The sequence below is a fragment of the Microbacterium indicum DSM 19969 genome, from assembly GCF_000422385.1.
In the GTDB taxonomy this organism is placed as follows: Bacteria; Actinomycetota; Actinomycetes; order Actinomycetales; family Microbacteriaceae; genus Microbacterium; species Microbacterium indicum.
In genome coordinates, this window is sequence record NZ_AULR01000003.1 from 41,060 (window position 1) to 67,465 (window position 26,406).

Annotated in this window: 34 protein-coding genes and 1 tRNA gene; 22 read left to right on the top strand and 13 right to left on the bottom strand. The window is 69.5% G+C overall.

Going from position 1 to position 26,406, the window contains the following annotated elements; translation table 11 throughout:
• The first annotated feature begins 1 nt into the window (after window position 1).
• The 4 genes from H576_RS0105310 (at window position 2) to H576_RS0105325 (ending at window position 2,661) form a co-directional block, all read left to right on the top strand.
• Window positions 2-673 carry a hypothetical protein gene (locus tag H576_RS0105310; RefSeq protein WP_029150088.1) on the top strand — a complete coding sequence of 224 codons (672 nt, stop codon included), beginning with the start codon at window positions 2-4 and terminating at the stop codon, window positions 671-673.
• Window positions 674-690: 17 nt separating this feature from the next.
• Window positions 691-1,101: a hypothetical protein gene (locus H576_RS0105315; protein WP_029150089.1), complete on the top strand. Its 411-nt coding sequence runs from the start codon at window positions 691-693 to the stop codon at window positions 1,099-1,101.
• Between the two features lie 36 nt (window positions 1,102-1,137).
• Window positions 1,138-2,505: a DNA repair protein RadA gene (gene radA, locus H576_RS0105320; RefSeq protein ID WP_036319445.1), complete on the top strand. Its 1,368-nt coding sequence runs from the start codon at window positions 1,138-1,140 to the stop codon at window positions 2,503-2,505.
• A gap of 65 nt (window positions 2,506-2,570) precedes the next feature.
• Window positions 2,571-2,661: transfer RNA gene (locus tag H576_RS0105325), tRNA-Ser, on the top strand.
• A 91-nt stretch (window positions 2,662-2,752) separates the two neighbouring features.
• Here the strand turns inward: H576_RS0105325 and H576_RS0105330 are convergent.
• Genes H576_RS0105330 through H576_RS0105340 form a run of 3 tightly spaced genes read right to left on the bottom strand, consistent with a single transcriptional unit; the run spans window position 2,753 to window position 4,887 of the window.
• Window positions 2,753-3,865, bottom strand: coding sequence for a site-specific integrase (locus tag H576_RS0105330; protein ID WP_029150091.1), 1,113 nt, complete (start codon window positions 3,863-3,865; stop codon window positions 2,753-2,755).
• 3 nt (window positions 3,866-3,868) lie between these two features.
• Window positions 3,869-4,471 (bottom strand): hypothetical protein, encoded by a 603-nt coding sequence (locus H576_RS0105335; RefSeq protein WP_029150092.1) that lies wholly within the window; start codon window positions 4,469-4,471, stop codon window positions 3,869-3,871.
• Window positions 4,468-4,887 (bottom strand): helix-turn-helix domain-containing protein, encoded by a 420-nt coding sequence (locus tag H576_RS0105340; protein ID WP_029150093.1) that lies wholly within the window; start codon window positions 4,885-4,887, stop codon window positions 4,468-4,470. The genes H576_RS0105335 and H576_RS0105340 overlap by 4 nt, the downstream gene beginning before the upstream one ends.
• A 77-nt stretch (window positions 4,888-4,964) precedes the next feature.
• Between H576_RS0105340 and H576_RS0105345 the strand changes: the two genes are divergently transcribed.
• The 15 genes from H576_RS0105345 to H576_RS0105420 all read left to right on the top strand — a co-directional run bounded on the left by H576_RS0105345 (window position 4,965) and on the right by H576_RS0105420 (window position 12,196).
• A complete protein-coding gene (locus tag H576_RS0105345) occupies window positions 4,965-5,180 on the top strand; it encodes a helix-turn-helix transcriptional regulator (protein WP_029150094.1) in 216 nt (71 codons plus the stop codon).
• A 188-nt stretch (window positions 5,181-5,368) separates the two neighbouring features.
• Window positions 5,369-5,788, top strand: a complete 420-nt coding sequence (locus H576_RS0105350) for a hypothetical protein (RefSeq protein WP_156888129.1) — start codon at window positions 5,369-5,371, stop codon at window positions 5,786-5,788.
• On the top strand, window positions 5,788-5,940 hold the full coding sequence (locus tag H576_RS16580) for a hypothetical protein (protein ID WP_156888130.1): 153 nt from the start codon (window positions 5,788-5,790) through the stop codon (window positions 5,938-5,940). The genes H576_RS0105350 and H576_RS16580 overlap by 1 nt, the downstream gene beginning before the upstream one ends.
• Window positions 5,941-5,942: 2 nt before the next feature.
• Window positions 5,943-6,227: a hypothetical protein gene (locus H576_RS0105360; RefSeq protein WP_156888131.1), complete on the top strand. Its 285-nt coding sequence runs from the start codon at window positions 5,943-5,945 to the stop codon at window positions 6,225-6,227.
• Window positions 6,228-6,352: 125 nt separating this feature from the next.
• Window positions 6,353-6,613 carry a hypothetical protein gene (locus H576_RS0105365; RefSeq protein ID WP_029150097.1) on the top strand — a complete coding sequence of 87 codons (261 nt, stop codon included), beginning with the start codon at window positions 6,353-6,355 and terminating at the stop codon, window positions 6,611-6,613.
• A 17-nt stretch (window positions 6,614-6,630) separates the two neighbouring features.
• Complete coding sequence (locus H576_RS14400) at window positions 6,631-7,800, top strand: AAA family ATPase (protein ID WP_051172213.1); 1,170 nt, start codon at window positions 6,631-6,633, stop codon at window positions 7,798-7,800.
• Window positions 7,797-7,985 (top strand): hypothetical protein, encoded by a 189-nt coding sequence (locus H576_RS0105375; RefSeq protein WP_029150098.1) that lies wholly within the window; start codon window positions 7,797-7,799, stop codon window positions 7,983-7,985. Before H576_RS14400 ends, H576_RS0105375 begins: the two co-directional genes overlap by 4 nt.
• Before the next feature lie 161 nt (window positions 7,986-8,146).
• Complete coding sequence (locus H576_RS0105380) at window positions 8,147-8,341, top strand: hypothetical protein (protein ID WP_029150099.1); 195 nt, start codon at window positions 8,147-8,149, stop codon at window positions 8,339-8,341.
• Window positions 8,338-8,940: a hypothetical protein gene (locus tag H576_RS0105385; RefSeq protein WP_029150100.1), complete on the top strand. Its 603-nt coding sequence runs from the start codon at window positions 8,338-8,340 to the stop codon at window positions 8,938-8,940. Before H576_RS0105380 ends, H576_RS0105385 begins: the two co-directional genes overlap by 4 nt.
• Before the next feature lie 78 nt (window positions 8,941-9,018).
• A complete protein-coding gene (locus H576_RS14405) occupies window positions 9,019-9,363 on the top strand; it encodes a hypothetical protein (protein ID WP_051172215.1) in 345 nt (114 codons plus the stop codon).
• A complete protein-coding gene (locus tag H576_RS0105395) occupies window positions 9,360-9,644 on the top strand; it encodes a hypothetical protein (protein WP_029150101.1) in 285 nt (94 codons plus the stop codon). The genes H576_RS14405 and H576_RS0105395 overlap by 4 nt, the downstream gene beginning before the upstream one ends.
• A 211-nt stretch (window positions 9,645-9,855) precedes the next feature.
• Window positions 9,856-10,389 (top strand): hypothetical protein, encoded by a 534-nt coding sequence (locus H576_RS0105400; protein ID WP_029150102.1) that lies wholly within the window; start codon window positions 9,856-9,858, stop codon window positions 10,387-10,389.
• Window positions 10,390-10,914: 525 nt separating this feature from the next.
• On the top strand, window positions 10,915-11,295 hold the full coding sequence (locus H576_RS0105410) for a bifunctional DNA primase/polymerase (protein WP_211215771.1): 381 nt from the start codon (window positions 10,915-10,917) through the stop codon (window positions 11,293-11,295).
• Between the two features lie 113 nt (window positions 11,296-11,408).
• Window positions 11,409-11,594: a hypothetical protein gene (locus H576_RS0105415; RefSeq protein ID WP_156888132.1), complete on the top strand. Its 186-nt coding sequence runs from the start codon at window positions 11,409-11,411 to the stop codon at window positions 11,592-11,594.
• A gap of 41 nt (window positions 11,595-11,635) precedes the next feature.
• Entirely contained in the window at window positions 11,636-12,196 is a 561-nt protein-coding gene (locus H576_RS0105420) for a hypothetical protein (protein WP_156888133.1), read from the top strand.
• Between the two features lie 350 nt (window positions 12,197-12,546).
• Here the strand turns inward: H576_RS0105420 and H576_RS16080 are convergent, their stop codons facing one another.
• Window positions 12,547-12,906 carry a hypothetical protein gene (locus H576_RS16080; protein WP_029150106.1) on the bottom strand — a complete coding sequence of 120 codons (360 nt, stop codon included), beginning with the start codon at window positions 12,904-12,906 and terminating at the stop codon, window positions 12,547-12,549.
• 524 nt (window positions 12,907-13,430) lie between these two features.
• On the bottom strand, window positions 13,431-14,273 hold the full coding sequence (locus tag H576_RS0105430; RefSeq protein WP_245559117.1) for a CPBP family intramembrane glutamic endopeptidase: 843 nt from the start codon (window positions 14,271-14,273) through the stop codon (window positions 13,431-13,433).
• On the opposite strand from H576_RS0105430, the gene H576_RS14415 reads away from it, so the two are divergent.
• The gene (locus H576_RS14415; RefSeq protein ID WP_245559126.1) at window positions 14,187-15,101 is read left to right on the top strand and encodes an NAD(P)H-binding protein; all 915 of its coding nucleotides are present in this window, start codon (window positions 14,187-14,189) and stop codon (window positions 15,099-15,101) included. The genes H576_RS0105430 and H576_RS14415 overlap by 87 nt on opposite strands.
• Before the next feature lie 46 nt (window positions 15,102-15,147).
• On the opposite strand, the gene H576_RS0105440 is transcribed toward H576_RS14415, so the two are convergent.
• Window positions 15,148-15,669, bottom strand: a complete 522-nt coding sequence (locus H576_RS0105440; protein ID WP_036319454.1) for a TspO/MBR family protein — start codon at window positions 15,667-15,669, stop codon at window positions 15,148-15,150.
• A 174-nt stretch (window positions 15,670-15,843) separates the two neighbouring features.
• Here H576_RS0105440 and H576_RS0105445 point away from each other — a divergent pair, with 174 nt between their 5' ends.
• Window positions 15,844-16,617 (top strand): DNA-formamidopyrimidine glycosylase family protein, encoded by a 774-nt coding sequence (locus tag H576_RS0105445; protein WP_029150109.1) that lies wholly within the window; start codon window positions 15,844-15,846, stop codon window positions 16,615-16,617.
• 30 nt (window positions 16,618-16,647) lie between these two features.
• Here H576_RS0105445 and H576_RS0105450 read toward each other — a convergent pair whose 3' ends face one another.
• The 7 genes from H576_RS0105450 to H576_RS0105480 form a co-directional block, all read right to left on the bottom strand.
• Window positions 16,648-19,674, bottom strand: coding sequence for an alpha-mannosidase (locus tag H576_RS0105450; protein WP_029150110.1), 3,027 nt, complete (start codon window positions 19,672-19,674; stop codon window positions 16,648-16,650).
• A 21-nt stretch (window positions 19,675-19,695) separates the two neighbouring features.
• Window positions 19,696-20,580 (bottom strand): carbohydrate ABC transporter permease, encoded by an 885-nt coding sequence (locus H576_RS0105455; RefSeq protein WP_084502476.1) that lies wholly within the window; start codon window positions 20,578-20,580, stop codon window positions 19,696-19,698.
• A 1-nt stretch (window position 20,581) separates the two neighbouring features.
• Window positions 20,582-21,514, bottom strand: coding sequence for a carbohydrate ABC transporter permease (locus H576_RS0105460; RefSeq protein WP_029150112.1), 933 nt, complete (start codon window positions 21,512-21,514; stop codon window positions 20,582-20,584).
• Window positions 21,515-21,519: 5 nt separating this feature from the next.
• A complete protein-coding gene (locus H576_RS0105465) occupies window positions 21,520-22,866 on the bottom strand; it encodes an extracellular solute-binding protein (protein WP_029150113.1) in 1,347 nt (448 codons plus the stop codon).
• 119 nt (window positions 22,867-22,985) lie between these two features.
• Window positions 22,986-24,200 carry an ROK family transcriptional regulator gene (locus tag H576_RS0105470; RefSeq protein WP_029150114.1) on the bottom strand — a complete coding sequence of 405 codons (1,215 nt, stop codon included), beginning with the start codon at window positions 24,198-24,200 and terminating at the stop codon, window positions 22,986-22,988.
• A gap of 49 nt (window positions 24,201-24,249) precedes the next feature.
• The gene (locus H576_RS14420) at window positions 24,250-24,573 is read right to left on the bottom strand and encodes a DUF3592 domain-containing protein (protein WP_036319457.1); all 324 of its coding nucleotides are present in this window, start codon (window positions 24,571-24,573) and stop codon (window positions 24,250-24,252) included.
• Window positions 24,570-25,004, bottom strand: a complete 435-nt coding sequence (locus tag H576_RS0105480) for a hypothetical protein (protein ID WP_029150115.1) — start codon at window positions 25,002-25,004, stop codon at window positions 24,570-24,572. Before H576_RS0105480 ends, H576_RS14420 begins: the two co-directional genes overlap by 4 nt.
• A 175-nt stretch (window positions 25,005-25,179) precedes the next feature.
• On the opposite strand from H576_RS0105480, the gene H576_RS0105485 reads away from it, so the two are divergent.
• Window positions 25,180-26,385: a DUF3500 domain-containing protein gene (locus H576_RS0105485; RefSeq protein WP_029150116.1), complete on the top strand. Its 1,206-nt coding sequence runs from the start codon at window positions 25,180-25,182 to the stop codon at window positions 26,383-26,385.
• Window positions 26,386-26,406: the final 21 nt, after the last annotated feature.

Here is a 26,406-nt window from a genome sequence, read left to right on the forward strand (position 1 = left end):
CGTGTTCGCCCGCAGGCCGTCGAAGGCCGTCCTCCGGCGCCGGCGCCTCGTGGTCGGATGCCTCGGGCTGATCGTCTTCGCCGCGATCGTCGTCGGCATCGTGCTCGGCGTGCAGTGGCTCGTGCGGGCGCAGCCGTGGAACGACCTGCCGTTCGTCGGCAGCTCCGCGGCCGAGGCGACGGCGACGCCGGATCCGGTCCCCACGCTGTTCCCGACGGATGCGGCCGACGCGTCGCCGAACCCCTCGGCCGACCCGTCGGCGACGCCCGAAGCGTGCGCGAACGGGTCCCTCGAGGTGTCCGCCGTGCTCGACGGATCCACGTACGCCGCCGACCAGGACCCGCAGCTGTCGATGCAGCTCACGAACGTCGGCGGCGCCGACTGCGTGGTCAACGTCGGCACGACGCAGCAGGCGTTCGAGATCACGAGCGGATCCGACACCTGGTGGCGTTCGACCGACTGCCAGACCGAGCCGGCGGATCAGTGGGTGACGATCGCGGCGGGCCAGTCGGTGTCGTCGAGCGAACCGCTGACGTGGGATCGGACCCGCTCGTCGACCGACACCTGCGATTCCGACAGCCGCCCCGCGGCGACGGGCGGCGGTGCGACCTACGCGCTCACCGTGTCGCTGGGCGACGTCACGAGCGAGCCCGTCAGCTTCATCCTCGAGTGAATACGTAGGCTGGGGGCATGGCCTCCCAGCGCAAGAAGTCGGTCGCGGCCGACCCGAACGAGTTCCGGTCGGAGGCGCTCGCGCAGGCGCTCGAGAAGCAGGACATGGCGGCCGTCGCGCTGGCGCTGCGCAACGGCAACACGATCGTCCCGCTGATCAAGCCCGGCCCGCGCGACAACCCGCTCGACGGCGGCGAGGTGTGGACCTACCGCGATGCGTCGACGGGCGACGTCGCCCTCCTGCTGTTCAGCGACGCGCGCAACAAGCCCAAGAACCTGCCGCCGGGCGTCGGGGTCTACTCGCCCGCCTGGCTCGCGTCGTTCCTCACGCAGTACCACGACGAGATCACGACCGTGTTCCTCGACATCGCGGGCCCGCACGCGATGCAGGCGTCGCCTGCGGATCTCCTCGAGGCGCTGCGCTCCTGATCCTCGTCTGTCAGGGGTCGCTTCTACGCTGAGATCATGGCTTCGAAGCGATCCGCCGCCCCCGCGTACGTGTGCACCGAGTGCGGGTGGACGACGGCGAAGTGGGTGGGTCGCTGCGGCGAGTGCCAGCAGTGGGGCACGGTCGTCGAGCAGGGCGCGAAGCAGGGGCTCGAGGCGCGGTCGGTGCCGTCGCTCGCCCCGACGTCGCCCGCGCGCCCGATCACCGAGGTCACGACGGCCGATGCGCCGCGACGCCGCAGCGGCGTCGGCGAGTTCGACCGCGTCCTGGGCGGGGGAGTTGTGCCGGGCGTGGCGATCCTCCTGTCGGGCGAGCCGGGCGTCGGGAAGTCGACGCTGCTGCTCGAGGTCGCGGCGCGGGCCGCTGCCGAGGGGCGCCGCGTGCTGTATGTCAGCGCCGAGGAGTCGGTCGCCCAGGTGCGGCTGCGCGCCGAGCGCACGAACGCGCTCCAGCCGAGCCTCTTCCTCGCGAGCGAGAGCGACCTCGCGACGATCCTCGGGCACATCGACGCGGTCGAGCCCGATCTCCTGATCGTCGACTCGGTCCAGACGGTCGCGTCGAGCCTGCTCGACGGCGCGGCGGGCATGCCCGGCCAGGTGCGAGAGGTCGCGTCGACCCTGATTCGCGTGGCGAAGCAGCGCGCCCTGCCGCTCGTCCTCGTGGGGCACGTCACGAAGGACGGATCCGTCGCTGGCCCCCGCGTGCTCGAGCACCTCGTCGACGTCGTGTGCCAGTTCGAGGGCGACAGGCAGACCTCGCTGCGGTTCATCCGAGCGCTCAAGAACCGCTTCGGCCCGACCGACGAGGTGGGCTGCTTCGAGATGGCGGGCGACGGGATCCGCGAGGTCCCCGACCCGTCCGCCCTCTTCATCTCTCAGGGCGAGCCGGCGTCGGGCACGTGCGTCGGCATCTCCCTCGAGGGGAAGCGCGCGCTGCCCGTCGAGGTGCAGGCGCTGACGATCGCGGGCAACCCCGCGAACCCCCGCCGCGTCGTCTCCGGCGTCGACCGGGCGCGCGTCGACATGGTCCTCGCGGTGCTCGAGAAGCGCGCTGGCGTGCAGACGAGCAACGTCGACGTGTACGTGTCGACGGTCGGGGGCGTGCGCTTCACCGAGCCTGCGGCCGACCTCGCGATCGCCGTCGCCGTCGCCGGGGCCCTGCAGGAGTTCACGGTGCCCAAGAGCACGGCGGTCGCGGGCGAGCTCTCGCTCGCGGGCGAGGTGCGTCCCGTCACGCAGGCGGCGCAGCGCCGCGGCGAGGCGAAGAGGCTCGGCTACACGGCCGTCGTCGACGATCGGCAGAAGACGCTGCACGCCGCGCTCGCGAGCCTCCGCGGGGCGCCGCGACGCGGGCGTACGCGTGACGAGGACATCCCCAAGTTCTGACACGCCCAGGGGATCCCCAGCGCGAGGATTTGGCCGCCCGGTCACCCATCCGTAAGCTTGACCTCGGTGACGTGTCCGAGCGGCCGAAGGTGCAACTCTCGAAAAGTTGTGTGCGGTAACCCCGCACCGTGGGTTCAAATCCCACCGTCACCGCCAGAGAGCAAGAGCCCCGATCCCTTGAAAATACAGGGATCGGGGCTCTTTCCGTATCCGGTTCAGGGCCCGTGACAACGCCTGTGACAACAACTCACGCGAGCGAGGCCGCTCCGATCCGCTCAGAGCGGGCGTCATGCAGCGCCGCGGCCACGGCGTCGAGGTCGTCGTCGAATAGGTCCGCGTACGTGTCGAGCGTCATCGCTGCTGAGGCGTGCCCGAGCATCCGTTGCACGGCCTTCACGTTCGCTCCCGCTGAGATTGCGAGCGATGCCGCCGTGTGCCGTAGGTCGTGGGGCGTGACGCGTGGGAAGGTCGGATCCGCTGCTTGAGCGCGCTGCACCGCGAACGTGAACCAGCCCCGTGCGCTGTTCGGAATCCGCATCCACGTACTGCCGTCCCCGAACAGGATCGCGTCGTGCCCCTTGCCCTCGCATGCCCGGGCGATCGCGAGCGACAGGAAAACGGGGAACGGTACCGATCGCCGCTCGTGCGTCTTCGGCGTGCCGACCTCGATATGCCCGCCGACCATGACGGCGTTCTCTTCGACCGTCACGCGCCGCCGTAGCGCGTCGACGTGCTTCACACGCAGCCCTGTCGCCTCTCCCCACCGCAGCCCTGTGTACGCGAGGAACAGCACGAGGTCGGGATAGGGCGAGGAATCCGCGAGAAGCTGCACCTGCTCATGCGAGAGGTACGCGCGCGCCTTCCCCGACTTGCGGGGGAGCGTCACACCGCGCGCCGGGTTGGCTGGGATCCGCCGATCCCTCACCGCCGTGTCGAGGATCGACGACAGGATCCCGTGAGCCCGCAGGACGGACGTCGCCGAGAGGTCGACCGATAGCTTCGACACCCATGCTTGTACTCGGCTGTGTGAGATCTTCCCGACCTGCACGTCTGCCCACGCGGGGGAGACGTGCACCCGCCACGACGATTCCAACGCCCGATAGGTCGACGGCTTGAGCGTCGACGCCTTGTGCGCGAGCCATTCCTCGCCGAGCTCCGAGGTCAGCGCGAGGGCGTCGCGGGGATCCGTCCAGGTCCCATCCGAGCGTGCGACCGTGACGCGGGCGAGGTATTCGTCGGCGTCACGCTTGCGTTTGAATCCCCGTTTGGTGTGCTGCACATGGTCCGCGTCGCGGTAGGCCACGCGGTACCGCTTTGAACCGTCCGCCAGAGCGTATACGTGGACCGTGCCGTTAGCCATCGCCTACTTGCCCTGGTCGCGGATCGCGAACCAGCGGTGCGCGATGCCGGAGAAGGCGCGCGTTTCCGCGGCCTCGCGGCCGAGTTCCTCCGAGAGCTTCATCGCGCGCCACCACATGCGACCGTATTCGTCGGCCTTCCTTGCCGACGCTTTGCCGTCAGCGGGCGCGATAGCGGGATAGTCGCCCGGCGTGGTCAGACGCGCACGGCCAGGCGTCGGCAGCCCTGCTGCCCGCCGAGCCATGTCGAGCCACGCGGCGGCCTCCTTCGCGGCCTTCGCCTGGGCTTTCTCGATCTCAGAGGCTGAGTGGATCTTGATGACCTTCTCGAGGTCCCCGGCGTACCCGGCGCGCCCGAAGCCGACGATGATGCCGGACTTCTTCTTGCCATCGCCGCCGGGGATTTGCACGCGCATCCCGATCTCAGGGAGTGGACCGAGCGTCCAATCGAACGCGTAGCCCTCATCGTGCGCGCCGGATGGCGCGTAGTCGCGGTCGAGGTCGCGATAGACGACACGGACGACTGAACGCCGCTTCTTCTCCTTCGCGAGCTCGCGCCGGTCTGCAGCCTCGCGCAGTATGCGGAGAGCAACGTCCTTGACGCTCATGACTCGGTCTCGTCGTCGTCTTGAAGCAGCGAATCGAGCTTCTCGAGGCGGGCTGACACCTGATCGAGTTCCAGGCGCAGCTCCGTGAGCTCGCGGCGGATCAGTCGATCGCGCAGTGGTCGGATTGCTTGGTTCATGCCCTTGACCAGGTCGGAGCCGCGGACAACTTCCGACCCGAGGATCTGCTTCAAGTCCTCGATCTCGCCGACTCGCAAGGGCTGTTTGTCGTTCTCCACGCGACTCACCGTCGTCGGGTGCCAGTTGCTATGCCCTGCTCGCCGCATCTGCTCGGCGAGACCGCGCTGGGACATGCCGAGGGCCTCGCGTGCGTGCTTGATGTTCGAGGAGAGGACCGGGTCGGGCCTGGGTGACGAGTCATCTCCGATGACGATGATCCGGCGCGTCGTGTCGTCCATGTGTACACGATAACGAAGGGCGTGTTACATTGCTTGTGTCGGCGAACACGCCGCCTACACGATACAGAAGGATCACCATGATCGACCACGACGCCCCCGTCGAGTACGTCACCCCGAAGCAGGTGAACGAGCGCTTTCCGTGGCTGACCGTGCCCGCGCTCTCCCAGCTGCGCTACATCGGCAAGGGCCCGAAGTTCCTCAAGCCGACGCCCCGCACCGTCGTCTACCGCCTCGCCGACGTCATCGACTGGATCGAGGCCAGCGAGCGCACGAGCACCGCGGATGCCGCCTGATGTTCGATCCGGATTTCTGCGCCGCCGTTCACCCCGTCGCGGGGAGGGGATGCCTGAAGGCTCCCGGCCACGCGGGTCGACACCTCGCCGTGTCGGGCCCGTTTACGAATGAGAAAGCGCCCGCCGCAGGGGCAACTGCAAGCGGGCGCGAGAACCAGAGCACCAACCATCACGAGGGAGACCAGTTCATGTCCAAGCCTACGCGCCGGGTACGCCCGCACCGCGTGTTCCACGAGGAGCACCGCGACGGATGGCTCATCCGCATCATCCAGCCCGACAACTACATCGACGTGTACGCGGCCCCCGCGACGTGGCCGTCGACGGCACGCTCCGAGTTCTTCGGGATGGTGCAGGAGAACTTCACCGACCGGCGGCTCACGGGCGTGCTGTTCCAGGGCGCGACGTCGCAGCACCTTGCTTGGATGCTCCGCATCCTCGACCGTGCCCGATGCGAGGACCTCGAGGATCTGCCGTGGAAGTGGCACCGCATGCCCGGGGCGCGCGTCCGAGACCTTGAGGTCGGGCACATCCTCCCCTCGGATGAGGCCGTCCTGTCCGAGGTGCGCGACATCCTCGAGCGCGCCGAGCTGGAACTCGAGGCCGCCTGATGAGGGCCGCACAGGCCGCCCTCTGGGCGCTCGGCATGGCCGCGGGTGTCTCCTGCTTCATCCGCCTCACCGCGGACGGCTGGGCCATCATCGCCGCCGTCGCCCTCGCCGGCGTGATCCTCCTCGACCGGCGGATCAGGGCCCGCTCATGATCGTGCAGTCGTCCAGGCCGGTCGAGATCCATCTCGAGCGCGACGTCGTCGACCGGGTCAGCATCGTCATCACACGCCCCGACGGCACCTTCACCGAGCGGCACATTGACGAGCCCTACGGGTCGATCTGGCACATTGCCGAGGCTGACGCGGAGCTCGCCGACGCCGCGAGCGAGATCCTCTCCGCACTCTGGCACGACATGCACGAGGCCACGCAGCGCACCGAGCGGGGCACGCTCCGTCGTCGCCGCAACGCCGACGAGCACCTCCGGGAGCTCGAATCGTGACGCCGTCGACGGCGTGGGACGAGCTCGGCGGTGCCACCCGTCGTCTGGTTGGTGCCCCTGCGGTCGCCGGGACACGGGCGAGGCCGCCGAGGGATCCCCCGCATGGCGGCACGACCGGGAGACCCGTGCAGCGCACCGCTGACCCCCTCGGCCCGTACCTGCGTGCCGTGCTCGCCGAGAACAAGGCCCTTCGCTCCCGCATCGCCCACATGATGCGCGAGCGGATGCCCAAGCACCTCCGCGAGCAGCACGTCGACCAGCTCCTCGACTACGCCGCCGCCCACGCGAGAGGCGACACCGCCGACGAGCTCCTCGAGGACATCTGGGCGAAGTTCCTGATCCTCCTCGACCAACCTCCCCAGACACCCGCGCGCCGAGCCGCGTGAACTATGAAGGGCACCATATGACCGAACCTGTTCGCGAGCTCCTCCTCGAGCGCGCAGCAGACATCCGCACTCGCCGTCAGCGATGGCTCTGGGCGGACCGCATCCCGATGGGAACCGTGACGCTGTTCGCAGGTCGCGGAGGCGAGGGCAAGTCCACGTTCGCGCTGCACATCATCGCGGAATGCAACGCGGGCACGCTCGACGGAGACCTCGCCGGAACGCCCGTCGACGCGCTCATCATCTCCCACGAGGACGACTGGGGAACCGTCATGGTTCCCCGCCTCAAGGCCGCAGGAGCCGATCCTGAGCGCGTCATCCGCCTCGCCGTCGAGATGACGGTCGACGAGACCACGAGCGAGACCGTGCCGATGTTCCCCATCGACGTGCAGCTCATCCGCGACGCGATCCGGCAGACCGGGGCCCGCGTGATCCTCATCGACCCGATCACCTCGACCGTCGCGGGAGACCTCCACAAGGTCGAAACGATCCGCGCCGCGATGAACCCCCTCGCCGCAGTCGCCGCCGAGTTCGACGTGGCGATCATCGGCATCCTCCACTTCAACAAGGGATCCGGAAACCTCTCCGACAAGATCAGCGGCTCGCACGCGTGGCGCGACATCGCCCGCTCGACCGTGACATTCGCGGAAGACCCCGACAGCGGCAAGCGCGTCATCGAGTGGGACAAGTCGAACTACTCCGCCGAACGGGGATCCTCGCTCGAGTTCGATCTCGAGTCTGTGACCATCGCGACCGATGACGGGGAGCTCACGACCGTCGCCCGCGTCATCAACCTCGGCGCGACCGACGTCAAGGTGTCCGACATTATCAACCGCGAACCCGAGGACGGCGAACGCTCCGAATCCGACGAGGCCGCCGACTGGCTCGTCGGATACCTCGAGGAGGAGGGCGGCAGCGCGTTCCGCGTCGACGTGCTCAAGGCCGCAAAGGCTCAGCACTTCTCCGACAAGGTGCTCCGCCGAGCTCGCGAGAAGAAGGGCATCGTCATCACTCGGCGCGGTGTGCCGGGGAAGGGAGCTGCTCAGAGCATGTGGGCGCTTCCTGCACTCGTGCCCCGCTCCGGCCCACTCGTGCCCACTCACGAGAGCGGGCACGAGTGGGCACGAGCAGGGCACGAGCGGGACGACCAGCCCGAGCCAGAGCCTCTCGACTGGGAGGCCGTCGAATGATCCGCGACGCGTTCGGACGCCCCATCCGCACCCGCGACCAAGTCGCCGCCGCAGCCGGATTCCCCCGCAAGGGCGACTGCCCCGACTGCGATGCCGATAGCCGCCTCGTCGAGACCGCCCCCGGCGTGTACCTCCTCGAGATCCACCACGACGACACCTGCCCCGCCCACGGGAAGCACACCTGAGAGGACCCCGTCATGCCCCGCCGATGGAAGAACACAGGCCGCACCGAGCGCGCCAACATGTGGCCCCTCGCGAAAGAGCTCCACGACGCGTGGAACACGACGCGCAAGCCCCCGCGGCTTCCCCGAACTGAGACCAACACCACCCCCAGGAAGGACTACCGATGACCAGTCGAGACGAATACGACGCCAACGTGCGACGCCTCAACGAGCAGCGAGCCCACAAGGAAGGGAAGGCGCAGAGCCTCCTCGACCAGCTCGCCGAGACCAACAGGACCGGAGGCCTCGCCTTCATGACCGCGATGGGCAAGGCCCCCGCACCGACCGAGAACACCCCTCAGAACGGAGACAACCGATGATCCCCACCAACATTCAGGAAGACCTCGCCGCTGCCGAGGCAGACACCCGACGCCTCGAGGCGAACCGCACCGCGCTCCCCGGCAAGCGCCGCGAGGTGCGCGCCAAGTGGGCCGCATTCGTCGACGCCGTGCGCACCGACACGGCTCCCGCTGCCGCGTTCCGCGACTACGTCACCACGGCGAAGAACGTCGACTACCTCGCCCGCCAGGTGTTCGACGGGCGACACGGCGTCCACCAGAAGCGCGTGGCAGCCGTCGCGAAGGCCGCGAACGACATCAACGGGAGGCTCCTCGCCGCGACCGTGTACGACAACGCCGGACATACCACGGTCACGCCGTACAAGTCCGCCGAGGACCGCGACGCGATGATCCGCGAGGCGCTCGACGACGCGACCGAGCTCGCGCAGCGCCTCGGCATCGACGACTATGAGGCCCCGGCCCAGACACCCGAGGCGCGCCACGACGCCATCCGGATCCCCGCGTGGACGTTCACCGAGCACGTCGTCAAGCTCCCGAGGGTCGAGACGTCCCTCACGATCCGTGAGACCTACAGCGCGGCGCTCGACCAGGCGCAGACGGAGATCCTCCGCGCCGCGTAAGCCCCGCGCGACAGCTCTCGGCGGGTGCCCGATCCCGCGCCCGGGCACCCGCCGAGACCCCGACCGAAAGGACACATCATGACCAGCACCGAGACGCCCGACGGCCTCGAGCCCGCCGGACGCGCCCTCTGGGATGCCGTGCTCAGCGAGTACGAGCTCGCCGAACACGAGCGAGCCCAACTCGAGGAAGCCGCCCGCATCCGCGACACCATCGCCGCGCTCCGGCAGCGCCTCCACGACGACGGGCACATGCTCCCCAGCAGCCAAGGCACGCGCCTCCACCCCGCGATCGCCGAGATCCGACACCAGCAGCTCGCCCTCGCCAGGCTCCTCGCCACGCTGAACGTCCCCGCGCCCGAGGAAGACGAGCTGCCCGCCTCGCGAGGCGTCCGAGGGTTCTACGGAAAGAAGACCACCCGATGAGACGACGCCGCACAGACGAGCCTCCCAGGACCGGCCTCGACGTCGGAGACCTCCGCCCCGCCCCGCTCGACGACCTCGCCCGCGACTACGACGAGCGCAAGCGCCTCCACGAGGATTGGGTCACCGAACGCACCGCATGGGTCGAACGCCGCCGCGCCCACGACGAGGCGCACGGATGGCCCGGAGGCACAATCGCTCGCATCACAGAGGAAGACACGGCGCACCCGATCCCGGACATGCCGTTCGACCCCGACATCGAACTCGCCCGCGGCAACCTCTGACCCCGCGCCCAGAGACCGGCGTCAACAGCACCGGACACCACTTCCCGGACCTGATGGCGGAAGAGGGGCCCGATCCCTTTCATGAGCCCCAGAGACGCCGCCAGCGCCACACACCCGAGAGCCCCGTCTCCTGCCTCCAGGCCACGAGACGGGGCTCTCGCCCTGCCCCTCCACCGGATACCGTTGAGGCCCACCCCGGAAGCGATACGACATGGAACCCCACGAGCTCACCGACACCGCCCTCGCCGAGCGCATCACCGCGCTCATGGCAGCCATGCACGCCGCAGCCGCCGCACGGCGGGCAGGGGAACCCGGACCCCGCATCCGCCCCATCATCCACGAGCTCGCCACGCTCAGAAACGAGCGAGAACGCCGCGCAGAGACCGCACGCCGCCGCCGATGGTTCGGCCTCCACCTGCGCCTACAACAGGCCCGGGAGGGGATCAGACACCTCCGGGAGGGGATCACCCTCCGGGCACGCGACATCGCCATCCGTGCACGCTACAGAGGCCACAGGCCCAGCGAGTATCACCTCGACCTCTACGACACGATCCGCAGCCACAGGCACCCGGACCCCGTGCAACGGAAGGCCGACGAGATCCTCGCCTTCCTCCTCCCACTCACGGCAGAGGCAGACCTCACATACATCGAGCCGAGCTACCTCGACCGAGACCTCGAGGAGCTGCGCGACTTCGCCCGCGACACCGCGCGCGCCCGCGGAATCCCAGCGACCAAGATCCCTTGAGCGCACACGCGAACACGCACACGCGAGACACGAGCGAGAGCACGACGAGCAAGGCCTCACGATCGATCAGCCTCGACACATCGAGCATGCCCTCACGCACGACGACCGAGGCGTAGCCGACAGCGAGCTCGACGACCCTGGGGCACCACCCCTCCCACCCCAGGCCGCGGCCCTCACGGCGCATAGGGCCGTTCTCTCCCCGAGAATCGCCATCTGTCTGGCCCTTGGTCTCTGAGGGGCGTTTAGCGAGGTTGTGAGCGGCCTATCGGTGCCTCTCCGGGCACCTGAGGACCCTCTCACGGGAGATCGCCGTGTGCCGATTCGTCATAGGCGGGTGAATCGCTGAATGCGCGGAATCATACGGTTTATCCGTAACAGTCTCGGTAGACTGGGCGTATGGGTCAGAGGTGCGAGCGGTGCGGTGTCGGCAACGACATCTCGCGTCGTGGCGCGCGGTTCTGCTCGACGCGGTGCCGGGTCGCATGGCATCGAGCGGCGAAGCGTCTTCCGGGTCGGATGACGTCCGTGACGCGCTGGGTGCCTGCCGCCGGGAAGCGTCCGATCACGACGACCGGCTTCGCCGCGTCATCGACGGATCCGTCAACCTGGGCGTCGTTCGCGGAGGTCTCCCGGTCGACGGCAGGCGATGGTCACGGCATCATGCTCGGTGACGGGCTCGGCTGCTACGACCTCGACCACACGACTGACGCCGAGATGCGCGACTTCCTCGCGACGGTCACCGAGTCGGTGCTGTTCGTCGAGCGGTCCGTCTCGGGGCACGGGTTCCACATCTTCATCGAAGCTCCGGAGGGCAAGGGCTACCGGCGCGGCAATCTGGAGCGGTACACGCGGGCACGGTTCATCCGAGTGACGGGGGAGCATCTGGCCCGCGTCGATACACGATGACTGATTACAGCGATAATCAAGGAGGCGCGTATAGTCTCTCGTCAAGGCCCGCACATCGGTCACGACGTTGCGGATCTGCAAGCGTCCCCACGCGCATGATCGGAGAAAGTGACATGGCAACCGCAGCACTCGGCGGCACCTACGTTCTCGCAGACGAGGGCGCGCGTCAGCTCGCGGACATGGTCGAGAGTGGACATGTCGCTGTCACGCCCCGCTCGACTTCGTATCTGCGCGTCAAGAGCGCGCCGGAGCGCCTGTCGGTGCTTCAGAGCATGGTCCACCCCCGCCACGAGCGTTGAGCGGTACGGAGCCGTCGCGGCTCCCGATCGACGTTGTCTCGTTGGCATCGCTTGAAGACGAGCGCTATCGCGATCTAAACGATCACGTCAAGGGGCGTCTGGCAACCTTTCAGTGCGAGCGCTCTCCGCACCTACAGCGGTTCGCGCGCGAGAGGGTGAGCGCGTGGGAATCGAGCGGCCACAGCCGTACCTACGTATTCCTCGTCCCCCACGATGAGCATGGCGTGGACGTTGCGGCCTTCTTCACGATTGGCATGACGTCGCTCGACTTCTCGGCGGCGTCGAGGAGCCTCCAGAAGAAGCTCATGGGGAACATCTCCACGTCGACAACGGGCGCATACAGCCTTGCCGAACTCGCACGCGACGACCGATACGCGAGCGATGACATCCCGGGGCAGCTCATCCTCGAGCAAGCCATGCAGGTCGTGTCTCGCGCGAGGACGTTGGTTGCCGGGCGCTTCTTGGTCGTAGACGCTCAGCGAGCTGTGTTTGACCATCTGTATGAACCGGCTGGCTTCAAGGAAGTCACAGTGGCGAAGCCGCCAGCAGGGATGGAAGATCGAGACTTCATCACTGCTTGCTGTGTGATCAAGGACTTGTAATCGAATGTGACAACAGCGTGACAACATCTGCGTGTGACTCACGCGTAGCGGGTTCGCCCCCTATGGTCAGAGATCCGCGAGATCATGCGTCTCTCGACGGTCGGGGAGGGCGGTCGAGAGGTTCGATCCGAGTTCAAATCCCACCGTCACCGCCACCTGAAACCCCCGCGATCCCCTGAGGATCGCGGGGGTTTCGTCATGCCGGGAGCGGGTGAGGGTTCGCGAGCAGCCCACGGCGTCGTTGGGATCGCCGTCTGTTCGTCGTCGACTCCCGGCGATCGATGCTGCTCGCCGCTCGACATCCTGGATGAGGTGACCGATCTGGCAGCGGCCCTCAGCAGTGCCCCGGGTCAGGGCGTCGACATCTCGATGCTGGCGGCGTCGACCTCGATCGCGCCGCCGTCGACGCGGCCGAAGCGCAGGTCGTAGGTTCCCCAGCGCACGCCGCTGGCTTCCTCGTGCTCGACCGCCGACCAGTCCCAGTTGGTGATAGCGCCGCCCATGCAGGAGGGTGGGAGCGACTCCGCGACGCCGTCCTCGCAGAGCTCGGCGGTCCGTTCATCGTCGGCCGATTCGATGACGGTGTACGTGCCCTCGAGCGTGTTCGCGTCGTCGGTCGAGGCGGGTTCGTTCGCACAGCCGACCGCGAGCGTGGCCGCGGCGAAGGTGAGGAGGAACGCGGCCGGTCGTCCCGCGAGCAGCTGCGTCATCGAGATACCCCGGCTCTGCTTCTGGTCAGTGGTTGTCGGGGGAAGGAGATCCGTCATCTCACCGACAGTATCGGGATCCTCCTCAGCCGATGATCCGCCTGGTCGGGCGGTCCTGGCCGAGCAGATCGATGAGTGGGGCGAGGGGCGGCGTTCCCTCGGAATCGACGCCCTCGCCCTGACCGCCTGACCCTCGCATCCCTCGACGGACCCCGACGCGGTTACACCACTCCACGGGAGGTGACCCGACGGCGTCGAGTACCCATTCGTCCCGCGTGCCGAGAGCGTCGTCGGGGGCGAGGCGCGGACGCTGTGAGCGACGCAAGAAGGGATCTTCTCGATCGGTCAGGAACGCTGCGCGATCAGCAGAGACGGCGGGTTCCCCAAGGCGCCGTACGAAGCGTGATCGCAGCTGGCACTCCTCCCGTCAACGGCTCGCGGTGCCGAAGACGGGGCTCGGCGGGTGACAGCGGAGAATACGCCGCCGCCGAACGGTCGGGAGAGCCCGGCGCGTGCCGCCGACGCGCTCAACCGCGATGGGCCCCCGAGAGGAGCGGGAAGACGCCGACGAGCGCCACGGTCCACGCGGCGTGAATGATCAGGGGGGCATACCAGCGTCGGGTCGCGACGAGCGCCGTGCTGCTTGTCGCGCCCAGCAGGACAGCGGCGATCGTGAGTGCGAGGTTGCCTGTCGCGAGCGTCACGATGCTGTAGGCCAGCGTGGAGATCACCGGGAACCATCGCGTTGAGAGGATCCGGGAGAGCCCGATTCTGAAGAACAGCTCCTCCGACGCGCCTGTCGTAAGGGCGACGAGGAAGACCACGAGCGGGGCGCCAGCGACGCGCGACGTCGCCGTGGTCAGATCCCCCCCGAAGAGCGAGAGTTCCGTGAGGAAGAGGGCGCCGACAAGGCTCACGATGGCGAAGCCGGCGGCGATCGCCGACGACGAGAGCAGGGGGCGTCGCGACACCCATGAGCCGGTTCCTGCCGGCGCGATGCCCGATGCGGTCGGGCGCAATCGGGTCAGCGCGAACCATCCCCCGATCCAGACGGCCATGAGCGCCCCCGACCAGAGGGACAAGCTCATCGCATCGGAGGTTCCCTGGAGCGTCTGATGCAGCACGAAGGCGCCGACCGCCGTGACGACCGCTGCGCATAGGCTGGCGGAGACGAGGCGATGTCGCGCCGATTCGGTGGGCACCGTTCCAGGGTAGGGGAGGGGTCCATGCGTGTTCTGGTGATCGGTGCGACGGGGTACGTCGGCAGCCGCCTCGTTCCTGCGCTGCGGGATGACGGGCATGCTGTGCAGGCGGGCGCGCGCGACCTCGACAAGGTGACCGGCCTGTGGTGGCATGAACTCGTCGACCACGTCGAGATCGACGTGTTGGACGCACGGTCGGTCGAGACGGCGGTCTCGTCGGAGGTCGATGCGATCGTGTACCTGGTGCACGGCATGGCACGTGATGGTTTCGCCGATGCCGACCATGTCGCCGCGCAGAACGTCGCGCGAGCTGCAGACAGCGCCGGTGTGGAGCGCATCGTGTACGTCTCCGGCATCATCCCCGACGTTCCGGAAGATGAGCTGTCCGCGCATCTGCGTTCCCGCCTCGACGTCGAGCGGGTGCTCTCGGCGTCGTCCGCAGACGTCATAACGCTGCGGGCCGCGATGGTGTTCGGGGGCGGTTCGACCAGCTTCGAGTTGATGCGCCAGCTCGCCGATCGCCTGCCGGTCACGGTCATCCCGGGTTGGATGCGCCACAGGGTCGAACCGATCGCCGTCGCCGACCTCACCCGAGCGATCGTCGGTGCCCTGGAGGCCCACGGCGGAACGTGTCATTTCGACGTGGGCGGGGGCGAAGCGGTTCTGTACCCGGATCTGGTTCAGCGCTACACGGAACTGGCCGGCACGCAGCGCCCGCAGCTCAACGTGGGGTTCCTCCCCGAGAAGCTCATCGCCCAGGTCGCCTCCTGGGTCGCCGACATCCCGTCGCCGACCGTGAAAGCGCTCATGGAGTCTCTGCAGCACGACATGGTTGCGGCCGACTCGGGCTGGCGCTCGGCGCTGCTCCCCCGCGGGGCCGAGACCCTGACGATCGATGACGCGATCGCCCGTGCGCTCGTTCCGCTGGACGGGGACGATCGGCGGTCGCAGGACCCGATGCGGGGGTGGCGTTCCGACCCCGAATGGGCCTCGTAGCCGGCGGCTCACGCGGCGTCGGGACCCGCGGGGCGCGTGATGCGGGTCAGTTCAGGACGATGATCCCGATGTTGAGGCTTGTCGCAAACGCGAGCCAAGCGCCGTAGGGAAGCATGAGGAGGCTCGCGGTGCGCGACCACCGCCGAGCAGCGACTCCCAGCCAGACGACGGCCACGAGCAGCGCGGCGATGACGATCAGCGCCGCCCACCACGCGGATTCGCCGAAGAGCGGGTAGCCCGCGAAGAAGATCGGCGTCCACAGGGCGTTGAGCACCATCTGCACGGCGAACAGCACGAGAACGCGTTTTGCCGCGTTCTTCTCGGGCGCCCGGAAGCCCGAGCGCCAGATCAGGAACCCCGCGAGAGCGATCAGCAGATAGAGGATGCTCCACGCCGGCCCGAACACTCCGTTCGCCGGGTTCCACGGCACCTTCTCCACGTCGGCGTACCAGCCGTCGGTGTGCGACACCGACGCAAGCGATCCGACCACCGCGGTCGCGGCCACGACGGCCAGAAAGCATGCGGCCATGATGATCTGCCGTTGCGGGCGCGGGGTGCTGTTGGTCATCGGAGCTCCTGGCACGAGCCTAGGGCCTCGGACGCGCGGAGTGGGGCGCGGCGCGGATGCCGGACGAGGTCCGACCCGGGGACGGCGCGTTCCGGGCATAGCATGTGCCCATGCCCGGTGGATGCCTCGCGCTGCGCCCCGTGTCCGCCGTCCGGATCCGTCGCAGGAGACCGCGTGCCTGAAGGCGACACCGTCTTCCGCGCCGCGCGCCGTCTCAACGCGGCACTCGCCGGATCGGAGGTGACGCGTTTCGATCTCCGCACGCCGAGGGTCGCCACCGTGGACCTCAGCGGGCAGACGGTGCACGAGGTCGAGGCGCGCGGCAAACACCTGCTGATGAGGATCGGCAGCCGGACGGTGCACTCGCACCTGGGGATGGACGGCGCATGGCACATCTACGCCCCCCGCCAGCCCTGGCGTCGGCCCGCCTTCTCGGCGCGAGCGATCATCGCCTCGCAGGCGTGCACCGCGGTGGGCTTCGACCTCGCGCGGCTCGACGTGGTCCCGACCACCGAAGAACACAGTCTCGTCGGGCACCTCGGGCCCGACCTTCTGGGGCCGGACTGGGATCCGATCCAGGCGTCCGAGAACCTCGCCCGAGACGCGCGGCCGATCCACGTCGCGCTCCTCGACCAGCGCAACCTCGCCGGCCTCGGCAACGTGTACGCGAGCGAGATCCTCTTCCTGCGCGGCGTCCGTCCGACGACACCGGCGGCGGAGGTCGCGACCGCCGATCTCGCGGAGACCGGCGCACGGACGATCCGCGCGAACCGCGATCGTTCGGTGCGCACGTTCACGGGAGACGCCAGAGCCGGGCGCACGACATGGGTATACCAACGGGAGAACAGACGATGCCGCCGCTGCGGCACGCTGATCCTCGCGGGTGGGATCGGGGCCGATCCCACCCGCGAGCGCCGTGTGTTCTGGTGCCCCACGTGCCAGACGTGACGTGAGGTCTGCCCCTCCCCGGCCCTCGTCCTACCGTGCCGCGCGCAGCGTCACCAGCTGGAACGGCCGCAGGCGGAGGCGAGCCCCGCCGCCCGCCGCCTCGACGCCGTCGGGGTCGACGGGGCGCTCGAGCAGGTCGGTCTGCGTGATCGACGCCGTGTCGAAGCCGAAGCGCACGGCGGTCGACGCGCGCCGCCCGAGCGCCTCGTAGAGCCGCACGACGACGTCGCCCGATCCGTCTTCGGCGAGCTTCACGGCCTCGACGACGACGCCCTCGTCCTCCACGACGACGAGCGGCGCGATCTCGGTCGCCGCGGCGCCCTCGACGAGGCGCTCGGGGAGGTTGATCCGGTAGCCCTCCGCGATCGCGTCCTGGACCTCGGCGCCCACGACGAGGCCGACCCGCACCGTGTGCGCGCCCTGGTCCTGCGTGGGATCCGGGAACAGCGCCGAGCGGATGAGCGAGAGCCGCGCGTTCGTGATCGTGCCTCCCCGCTCGTCGCGCTGCTCGCGCGTGATGTCGTGCCCGTACGTCGAGTCGTTCACCACGGCGACCCCGAAGCCGGGCTCCTCGACCCGGATCCAGCGGTGCGCGACGGTCTCGAAGCGCGCCGCGTCCCACGACGTGTTCGTGTGCGTCGCGCGGTGGATGTGCCCGAACTGGATCTCCGAGGTCGCGCGATCGGCGTGCACGTCGATCGGGAACGACAGCTTGAGCAGCTTCTGCGTCTCGTGCCAGTCGATGTCGAGGGCGAACTCGAGGACCCGCGATCCGGCCGCGAGGCGGATCCGCTCCCGCACCGTCGAGGAGCCGAACGAGCGGTCGACGACGAGCGCGTCGCCCTCGACCGCGATGCCGTCGACCCCGTCGAGATCCGTGACGGTGTTGCGGTAGTGCACGTCGACGTCCCACGCGTCCCACTGGGTGGGGGTGTCTCGGTGCAGCTGCAGGAGCCCTGCCGCGCGGCCCGGCGCCACGGCCTCGCGCCCCGTCGCGACGTCGACGGCGCTCGTGACGAGCCCGCGCGCGTCGACGACGACGCGGATGACGCCGTTGTCGAGCACCCACTCGTCGCCTGACGGGGCCGGGCGGACGGCCGCGGCGGAACGGGGCGCCCCTGCTCCCAGCGCGGCGACGGAGAGCCGCGGGTGCGGCGCCGCGTTGGCGAGGAGGGTCTGGGATCCCTCGCCCGCGAGCGCGCGCAGGCTCTCGGCGATGATCTCCTCGAGCTCGACCGCGAGGGCCGCGTAGTTGCGCTCGGCGTCCTGGTAGACCCACGCGATCGACGACCCGGGGAGGATGTCGTGGAACTGCTGCAGGAGCACCGTCTCCCAGATCCGCCGGATCCGCTCCGCGGGGTACGCGTACTCCGTGCGGACCGCGGCGGTCGTCGCCCACAGCTCGGCCTCGCGCAGGAGGTGCTCGCTGCGGCGGTTGCCCTGCTTCGTCGCGAGCTGGCTCGTGTAGGTGCCGCGGTGGAACTCGAGGTACAGCTCGCCCGCCCACACCTCGGGGTGCGGGTACTCGGCCTCCGCCGCCTCGAAGAAGCGCCGCGGCGAGCTGTGCACGACACGGGGCGATCCCTCGAGGGAGCGGGTGCGCGCGACCGCCGCGACCATCTCGCGCGTCGGCCCGCCGCCGCCGTCGCCGTAGCCGTACGGCAGCAGCGACACCGAGCTGCGGCCCTTGTCGGCGAAGTTCTCCTCGGCGTGGGCGAGCTCCGCGGCGCTCACGCGCGAGTTGTAGGTGTCGACGGGCGGGAAGTGGGTGAAGAGCCGCGTGCCGTCGATGCCCTCCCAGCGGAAGGTGTGGTGCGGGATCCGGTTCGTCTCGTTCCACGAGATCTTCTGCGTGAGGAACCAGCGCGCTCCGGCCGCCTGGGCGATCTGCGGGATCGCGCCCGAGTATCCGAACGAGTCGGGCAGCCACACCTCGGCTGTGTCGATCCCGAACTCGCGGAGGAAGAAGCCCTTTCCGGCGACGAACTGGCGGGCCATCGCCTCGGATCCCGGCAGGTTCGTGTCGGACTCGACCCACATGCCGCCCACCGGCACGAAGCGCCCCTCGGCGACGCGCGCGCGGATCCGCTCGAACAGCTCGGGGTACGTCTCCTTGATCCAGGCGTACTGCTGGGCCGACGACGCGGCGAAGACGAAGTCCGGATCCTCGTCCATGAGCGAGAGGACGTTCGAGAAGGTGCGGGCGACCTTGCGCACGGTCTCGCGCACGGGCCACAGCCACGCCGAGTCGATGTGCGCGTGGCCGACGGCGTGCAGGGTGTGCGCGCTCGCCGCGGCCGGGAACCCGAGGACCCCGGCGAGGATCTCGCGCCCCGCGAGCGCCGTGCCGGCGACGTCGTGCGGGTCGACGGCGTCGACCATGCGCTCGAGGGCGATGACGATGTCGGCGCGCCGGGGAGACGCCTCGGGCAGCTCGTCGACGAGACCGCGCAGGGCGGCGACGTCGCCCGCGAGCGCCGTGACGGTGAGGTCGCGCAGCCGCACGTCGACGTGACGGAGGGCGTAGACCGGATCCGTGCCAGCGGTCGCCCTGTCGCCGACGGGCGTCGGCTCGAACTCCGCGAGGCTTCCGACGTCGGGGTTCGAGGCCGCCTCGATGTACACGTCGATGCGGCCCGCCTCGTCGACGGGCTCGGTCGAGGCGTTGTTGAAGGGCTCGACGCCTCGGAGGATCCGCCCGTCCGCCGACCACAGCATCGCCTCGCACTGGAATCCCGCCTGCCCGCCCGTGAACCCGAGGTCGACGACGAGCTCGGCGCGCGTCCCCTCGGGCAGGGATCCGTCGTCGGCGCGCCAGGCGTCCGGCACCCGGCCCGCGACCCGCATCCAGGTGGTGCCCCACGGCCGGCCCCACGGATCCCCGGGCCGGAGCGGCTCGTAGGCGCCTGCGGCGGCCTCGGCGAAGGGGACGGGTTCGCCCGGCGCCTCCCACGCCGTGACGTCGAGCGGTTGGGAGCGGCGGAACTGCGCGGGCAGCAGGCGTTCGCGGGCGAAGCGGTCCACGCGGAGGAGGGCGAGATGAGTGCGATCGTGCATGGTGATCCTTCTGGTGGGGGCTCAGCCCTTGACGGAGCCGGCGAGCGCGAACGAGCCGCCGGAGAGACGCTGGACGATCACGTAGAGGACGACCATCGGCGCCGCGTAGAGCACCGAGTAGGCGGCGAGCTGACCGTAGGCGATCGTCCCGTACTGACCGAAGAAGTTGAAGATGGAGACGGCGGCGGGGAACTTGTCCGACGTGAAGAGCAGGACGAACGGGATGAAGAAGTTCCCCCACGCGCCCGTGAACACGAAGATGAACACGACGCCGATCCCGGGGCGCATGAGCGGGATGACGATGCGCCACAGCGCGGTCATCGAGCTCGCGCCGTCGACCCACGCGGCCTCCTCGAGCGAGATCGGGACGGAGTCCATGAAGTTCTTCAGCATCCAGATCGCCATCGGCAGGGAGGTCGCCGACATGAAGACGATGACGCCCGCGAGCGAGTCGAGCATGCCGAACGAGACGAACAGCGCGTAGACGGGCACCATCATCGCCGTGATCGGAAGGCCCGTGCCGAACAGGATCGTGTAGAGGAACGGCTTCTGATAGCGCGCCTGGAACCGCGAGAGCGGATAGGCCGCGAGGAGCGACACGACCGTCGTGATGACGGCGGTGCTGAGCGACAGCCAGATCGAGTTGAGGAGCGGGCGCCAGGCCTGATCCCACGTCATGACGGCGGCGTAGTTGCCGAGCGTCCACTGCTCGGGGATCGTCATCGACACCGTCGCGCTCGCGTCGAACGACGAGAACAGCACCCAGAGCATCGGAACGAGGAAGAGCAGCCCGATCGCGGCGAGCACGACCGAGGAGATCGCCGTCTGCATGCGCTTCCGCGGCGCCGCCACGCTCAGCGAGCGCTTCCGCTGCGTCGTCACGACGCGGGTCTCGGTGATCGTCATCTCAGTCCACCTCCGGCTTGAGCACGCGGATGTACACGATCGAGAACAGCGCCCCGATCAGCAGGGTCGCCGTCGCGAGCGCCGTGCCGTAGCCGACCTGCGAGAACTTGAACGCCTGCTGGTAGGCGAGGACCGGGAGCGTCGACGACGAGGTGCCGGGGCCGCCTCCCGTCATGACCCAGATCAGCGTGAAGACGCCGAGCGTCTGCAGCGTCGTGAGCATGAGGTTCGTCGAGATCGACCGGCGCACGACGGGGATCGTCACGCGGGTGAAGCGCTGCCACGCGTTGGCGCCGTCGATCGTCGCCGCCTCGGTCAGCTCGGGCGGGACCTCGGCGAGCGCCGCGTTGTAGACCATCATCGAGAACGCGGTGCCGCGCCAGATGTTCGCGAGGATCACCGCGAGGAGCGGGAACGTGTAGAGCCAGGTCGTGCCGCCGAGCCCGAACCAGCCGAGGAAGACGTTGAGGGATCCGTCGCGCGAGAAGAACGCGTACATCGCGAAGGCCGCGACGATCTCGGGCAGAACCCACGCGAGGATCACGATGCCGCTCACGATCGACTTCAGGGGGCGCACGGCGCCGCGGATCAGGACCGCGAGCAGCATGCCCAGGACGTTCTGCCCGACGACGGCCGAGGCGAGGACGAACACGACCGTCAGGACGAACGAGGCCCAGAAGTCGGGCGAGGTGAAGAGGCTCGCGTAGTTGTCGAGCCCGACGAACTCGGGGTTCGCCGCGCGGGGGCCGGTGAGGGACCGGTTCGTCAGGGATCCGTAGAGCGAATAGACGATGGGGCCGAGCATGAACGCCGCGAGCAGCAGCACGGCGGGGACGAGGGGCAGGAGCCTGCCGAGGGAGCGCAGCGGCCGCCGCGGCCGGGACACGAGATCCCGGCCGCGGAGCGCGGCGCCGTTCGCGGGAACGGTGCTCATCGCGATCAGCCGGCCTGCGTGTTCTCTTCCCCGACGATGCCGACGAGCGTGGCATCGTACGTCGCCTGCGCGTCCTCCGGTGTGGCCTGGCCCGTGAACACCGACTCGGTGGCGACGGGGATGGCCGAGGAGATCTGCGAGTAGTCGGGCGTCGCGGGGCGGAAGTGGGTGTACTCGACGAGCGACGAGAAGAACTCGAACGACGGGTTGTAGCTCAGGTAGTCGGGGTTCTCGGCGACGTCCGAGCGCACCGCGATCTGGCCGTTCTCCTCGTGGAACATGAGGGCGTTCTCGGGCGTCATCGCCTGCTTGATGACGTCGAAGGCCGCGGCGGGGTCGTCCGCGTTGGCGCCGACCGCGAGCGTCCAGCCGCCCGACATCGACGTGTATCCGCCGCCGTCCTCCGTCGGCATCGCCGCGAAGCCCAGCTCGTCGTTCCACTCGGGCCACGCGTTGTCCCCGTCGATCCAGCCGCTCGGCAGCCACGATCCGTCGATCGCGATCGCGATCTCGCCCTGCGGGAGCAGCTCGTTCGAGACGCGCGAACCCCAGGTCGCGTCGAGGGCGTCGGCGGGATCCGGGCCGAGCTCCTCGTCGGCGACCGTCTGGTAGAAGCCGAGCGCGTCGAGGAAGCCTGAGGATCCCGTCGTCCAGGCGCCAGACGAGGTGTCCATGAGCTCGTGACCCGTGCCGTACAGCAGCATCTCGAAGCCCTGCATCGAGGTCTGCTCGCCGCCCGACTGCGCGGCGTAGATGTTCAGCGGGATGACGTCGGGAGAGGTCTCCTTGACGGCGCGGGCCGCGTCGAGGAGGTCGTCCCAGCTCTCGGGCTGCCAGTCCTCGTCGTACCCCGCCGCCGCGAGAATCGCCTTGTTGAAGTAGATGCCGCGGGTGTCGGTCCCGAGCGAGACGCCGTAGGTCTTCCCGTCGTCGCCGACGCCCGCCTGCTTCGCGCCGTCGTCGTAGAGCGACCAGTCGTCCCAGTCGGCGAGGTAGTCGTCGACGGGCTGCAGGTATCCGGCCGCCGCGTCGGAGCGGATCTGGAACGTGTCCTCGTAGATCACATCGGGCGCCGTGTCGGCGGATCCGTTCATGAGCGCGAGCTTCGTGAAGTACTGGTCCTGCTCGGCCTCGATCGGCACGAGCTCGACGGTCTTGCCCTCGTTCGCGGCCTCGTACTCCTCCTTGACCTTCTTCATGAGGTCGTCCATCGCGGTGAACGAGGCCGTCTTCTGGTAGGCGACGCGGATGGTGTCGGGGTCGCCGCCTCCGCCCTCGGAGGAGCAGCCGACGAGGCTGAGCGCGAGGCCGCCGGCGGCGACGATCGCGAGGGTTGTCCGGGTTCGCTGCATCAGAAGCTCCCTTGCTCTGGATGGCGGCAGCAGGCACCGTTGCCGGCTGACGTGCCTAATTTCTAAAACATAGTGAGTAATTACGTCAAGGGGTCGACGGAGTCGAGACCGGGTCGTGATCAGCCGCGGCGGATCATGAGGCCGCTGGGCCGTGCGGTGAAGACCTCGTCGAGGATCAGGCAGGCGGCGCCCGCAGCGGCGAGGTCGCTTCCGAGGCGGGCCTCGAGGAGCGTGATCCGGTCGGTCGTCGTCGCCTGCGGGACGTGGGGGAGCAGCGCGCGGACGCGGGGGAGGAGCTCAGGCGCGAGGGCGCTCCAGGCCGGGCCGCCGACGACGATCGTGCTCGACTCGAAGACGTTGTTGAGAAGCACCGAGGCCGTCGCGAGCGCGTGCGCGACGTGCTCGAGCGCCGCGCGTGCGTGCCGGTCTCCGCCGGCGGTGCGCTCGCAGACCGCGTCGAGCGCGGCGAGGGCGCCGGCCGGCGTCTCGTCCCGCGGCATGACGGTGGCGTTCCGCAGGATCCGCCCGAGGTTCAGGGTCTCCCCGAAGCAGCCGCGGGATCCGCAGAAGCACTCGGGCCCGCCGCTGTCGACGACGAGGTGGCCGATGTCGCCCGAGTTGCCGCTGCGCCCGCGCACGATCTCGCCGCCGACCGAGGCGCCCATGCCGATTCCCGTGCCGAAGTAGATGAGCGTCGCGTCGGACAGCGCGCCGGCGGCGTCGACCCACAGCTCGCCGACGAGGGCGGCGATCACGTCCTTCTCGACCGCGACGGGCAGCCCCGTCGCCGCGGCGAGGGGGTCGCGCAGGGCGACGTGATGCCAGTTCGGGAGAAGGGGCGGGGTCGCGAGCGTGCCCGTCTCGTGGTCGAGGGGCCCCGGCGCCGCGACGCCGATCCCGAGGACCGCGTCGGGTGCGACGCCGGCGCGCGCGATGAGCGCCCGCGCCGAGGAGGCGAGGTGGCGGATCAGCTCGTCGGGATCGGCGGCGGTCGACGGCGGCTGCGCCGCGTGGGACACGACGGACCCTGCGAGGTCGACGAGCACGAGGGTGTCGACCGAGGGGTCGAGGTGCACCCCGACGGCGAAGCGGGCCGAGCGGTCGAGGTGCAGCAGGGTGCGGGGCTTGCCGGGCCCCGACACGACCCGGTCTCCCTCGAAGACGAGGCCCTCCGCGACGAGGCGGCGCGTCACGTTGCTCAGCGTCTGGGCCGACAGCCCGGTCTCGGCGGCCAGCTCGGAGCGGCTCAGCCCGGCGTCCGAGCGCCGGATCATGTCGAGGACGAGCGCCTGGTTGTAGGTGCCCACGGCGGGCATGTTCGAGCCGCTCTTCATGGATCCCCCTCGATCCGTACGCTATCCCAGCGCCTCAGCCGGGCGGCGATCAGCGCCCGCGTCGGTTCAGCGGGCGGGCGAGGTTCACGTGGATCGACGCGCGCCTGCCCGGGTGCTCGGGGCCGTAGCGGACCGTGTACCGGTCGCCGACGCGCGGCTTGTCGGCCTTCGCGGTCGGGATCGACGCGGTGTGCCAGCGGGTCCGCCCTTCGGCGTCCTCGTACTTCAGGGTGGCCTTCCAGCGGTACCGATCGTTGACGATGTCCATGTCGGCCTTCGTCACGGTGGCCGTCGCAGGGGTCCCGTGGATGCGCGCCCAGTCCTGGCGGCGGGCGTAGCCGCGGCCGATCCGGTGCGTGACGGGCTCGATCAACAGGCAGGCGGCGCCGCGAGGATCAGGAGAGTCGGGACGAGCCAGCCGACGGGGCCCAGGATCACCGCGACGAGCGCACCGACGCCCAGGCCGAGGAGGGTCCAGCCGAACGCGCGGGCGAGCGGCCACCCCTCGCCGCCCCCGCCGCGGTGGCGCGCGTACCCCTCGACGAAGCCCGCGACGACGACGGGCCACGCGACGACGACGAGCGAGACCTGGGAGATCCGGACGACGGGCTCGGCCACGCCCTCGACCCCGACGAGCCAGTCGGCGCCCGCCCACGTCGCCCACTGGGATCCCGCGGAGTACAGCGCGTTCGACCAGCCCGTCACGGCCGCGACCGCGAAGACGACGACCCAGAGGGAGGCGGCGATGATCCACAGGGTGCGCGCGTTCCGCCACCACCGCAGCTCGGGATCGACGGTGCTCATGGTGCCTCTTCCTGGTCTGGGCGCGGGCCGCCCGCGAGCGCGACCGCTCAGGGCCATTTTCGCGGGCCGTCCGGTCATAGGAACGGCATAGCCTCGTCATCGGGGCCGCCTCGGGGCGGCCCGCAGCGTCGCCCGCATGATGACCGCACACGACACAACCAGCAGGCTGCGCCGCGTGGCGCGGTCGAAAGCCCCCTGGATCACGTCGGCGCTCGCCGTCGGATCCCTCGTCCTCGCCGGGTGCACGGCCCAGGCGGCGGACGACTCCACGGGATCCGCCGGATCCTCTTCCACCTCCGCGTCGACCTCGACGGCCGACGACGCGATCGAGACGACGTCGACCGATTCGGACGACGCGACGACGACGCAGGAGACCATCACCGACACGACGGCCGCGATCGAGGCGTTCCTCGACACGCTCTCCGACGAGCAGCGCGCGGCCGTCGTCTTCGACTACGACGACGAGACCAAGACGACGTCGTGGTCGAACTTCCCCGTCACCTTCGTCGACCGGGCGGGGCTCAACCTCGCCGACCTGACCGACGAGCAGCAGGAGGCGGCGATGGCGGTGCTCGAGGCGCTGCTGAGCGACGAGGCCTACCAGCAGGTCGTCGACATCATGGGCGGCGACCAGTACCTGCTCGAGAACAGCTCGTCGACCGAGACATCGCTCGGGCAGTACTACATCGCGTTCTTCGGGGACGCGTCCGTCACCGACGCCTACGCGGTGCAGTTCGGCGGCCACCACCTCGGCCTCAATGCCGACCTCAACGGGGCGGAGAACGCGATCACGTTCGCGCCGACGCACCTCGGCATGCAGCCCCTCGAGTACACGAACGAGGACGGCGAGACGGTGTCGACCTTCGACTCGATCTACTCCGACGCGTTCGCCTTCTACGACAGCCTCACGGAGGAGCAGCAGGCGACGCTGACCTCCGGCGACGTCACGATGTGCGCCCCGGGCGACACCTGCGATTACGAGTCCGGCGACGGGCTCATGGGGTCCGACCTCACCGACGAGCAGAAGGAGCTCCTGCTGCAGCTGATCTCGCACTGGGCAGGCATGGCGGACGAGGAGACGACCGAGGCGGCGCTCGCCGCGATCGAGGAGACGCTCGACGGCACCGTCATCGCCTGGTCGGGCGCGACGACCTACGACACGAGCACGGGCGACGGGATCAGCTTCTCGATCTCGGGGCCGAAGGTCTACCTGGCGCTGCAGGCGCAGGACGGATCCGCCGGGGCCGACATCGACGGGGTCTCGACCTCGGGATGGGGCCACGTGCACTCGATCTACCGCGACCCGTCGAACGACTACGCGAACAGCGTCGAGCAGCAGGAGGCGGCGGGCGGCATGGGCGGCGGCCCTGCGGCGGGCTGACACGGCGCGACGCGCGCGGAG

Coding starts and splice junctions, on each gene's coding strand:
- H576_RS0105455 (WP_084502476.1), bottom strand. CDS start 20,580: ATGACGATCACCGAGACCCGCGTCGTGACGACGCAGCGGAAGCGCTCG.
- H576_RS0105335 (WP_029150092.1), bottom strand. CDS start 4,471: ATGAGCGTCAAGGACGTTGCTCTCCGCATACTGCGCGAGGCTGCAGAC.
- H576_RS0105340 (WP_029150093.1), bottom strand. CDS start 4,887: ATGGACGACACGACGCGCCGGATCATCGTCATCGGAGATGACTCGTCA.
- H576_RS0105465 (WP_029150113.1), bottom strand. CDS start 22,866: ATGCAGCGAACCCGGACAACCCTCGCGATCGTCGCCGCCGGCGGCCTC.
- H576_RS16080 (WP_029150106.1), bottom strand. CDS start 12,906: ATGACGCAGCTGCTCGCGGGACGACCGGCCGCGTTCCTCCTCACCTTC.
- H576_RS0105315 (WP_029150089.1), top strand. CDS start 691: ATGGCCTCCCAGCGCAAGAAGTCGGTCGCGGCCGACCCGAACGAGTTC.
- H576_RS14405 (WP_051172215.1), top strand. CDS start 9,019: ATGACCAGCACCGAGACGCCCGACGGCCTCGAGCCCGCCGGACGCGCC.
- H576_RS0105415 (WP_156888132.1), top strand. CDS start 11,409: ATGGCAACCGCAGCACTCGGCGGCACCTACGTTCTCGCAGACGAGGGC.
- H576_RS0105375 (WP_029150098.1), top strand. CDS start 7,797: ATGATCCGCGACGCGTTCGGACGCCCCATCCGCACCCGCGACCAAGTC.
- H576_RS0105395 (WP_029150101.1), top strand. CDS start 9,360: ATGAGACGACGCCGCACAGACGAGCCTCCCAGGACCGGCCTCGACGTC.
- H576_RS0105350 (WP_156888129.1), top strand. CDS start 5,369: ATGTCCAAGCCTACGCGCCGGGTACGCCCGCACCGCGTGTTCCACGAG.
- H576_RS0105385 (WP_029150100.1), top strand. CDS start 8,338: ATGATCCCCACCAACATTCAGGAAGACCTCGCCGCTGCCGAGGCAGAC.
- H576_RS0105470 (WP_029150114.1), bottom strand. CDS start 24,200: ATGAAGAGCGGCTCGAACATGCCCGCCGTGGGCACCTACAACCAGGCG.
- H576_RS14400 (WP_051172213.1), top strand. CDS start 6,631: ATGACCGAACCTGTTCGCGAGCTCCTCCTCGAGCGCGCAGCAGACATC.
- H576_RS0105380 (WP_029150099.1), top strand. CDS start 8,147: ATGACCAGTCGAGACGAATACGACGCCAACGTGCGACGCCTCAACGAG.
- H576_RS0105480 (WP_029150115.1), bottom strand. CDS start 25,004: ATGAGCACCGTCGATCCCGAGCTGCGGTGGTGGCGGAACGCGCGCACC.
- H576_RS0105460 (WP_029150112.1), bottom strand. CDS start 21,514: ATGAGCACCGTTCCCGCGAACGGCGCCGCGCTCCGCGGCCGGGATCTC.
- H576_RS0105345 (WP_029150094.1), top strand. CDS start 4,965: ATGATCGACCACGACGCCCCCGTCGAGTACGTCACCCCGAAGCAGGTG.
- H576_RS0105330 (WP_029150091.1), bottom strand. CDS start 3,865: ATGGCTAACGGCACGGTCCACGTATACGCTCTGGCGGACGGTTCAAAG.
- radA (WP_036319445.1), top strand. CDS start 1,138: ATGGCTTCGAAGCGATCCGCCGCCCCCGCGTACGTGTGCACCGAGTGC.
- H576_RS0105440 (WP_036319454.1), bottom strand. CDS start 15,669: ATGACCAACAGCACCCCGCGCCCGCAACGGCAGATCATCATGGCCGCA.
- H576_RS0105400 (WP_029150102.1), top strand. CDS start 9,856: ATGGAACCCCACGAGCTCACCGACACCGCCCTCGCCGAGCGCATCACC.
- H576_RS16580 (WP_156888130.1), top strand. CDS start 5,788: ATGAGGGCCGCACAGGCCGCCCTCTGGGCGCTCGGCATGGCCGCGGGT.
- H576_RS0105450 (WP_029150110.1), bottom strand. CDS start 19,674: ATGCACGATCGCACTCATCTCGCCCTCCTCCGCGTGGACCGCTTCGCC.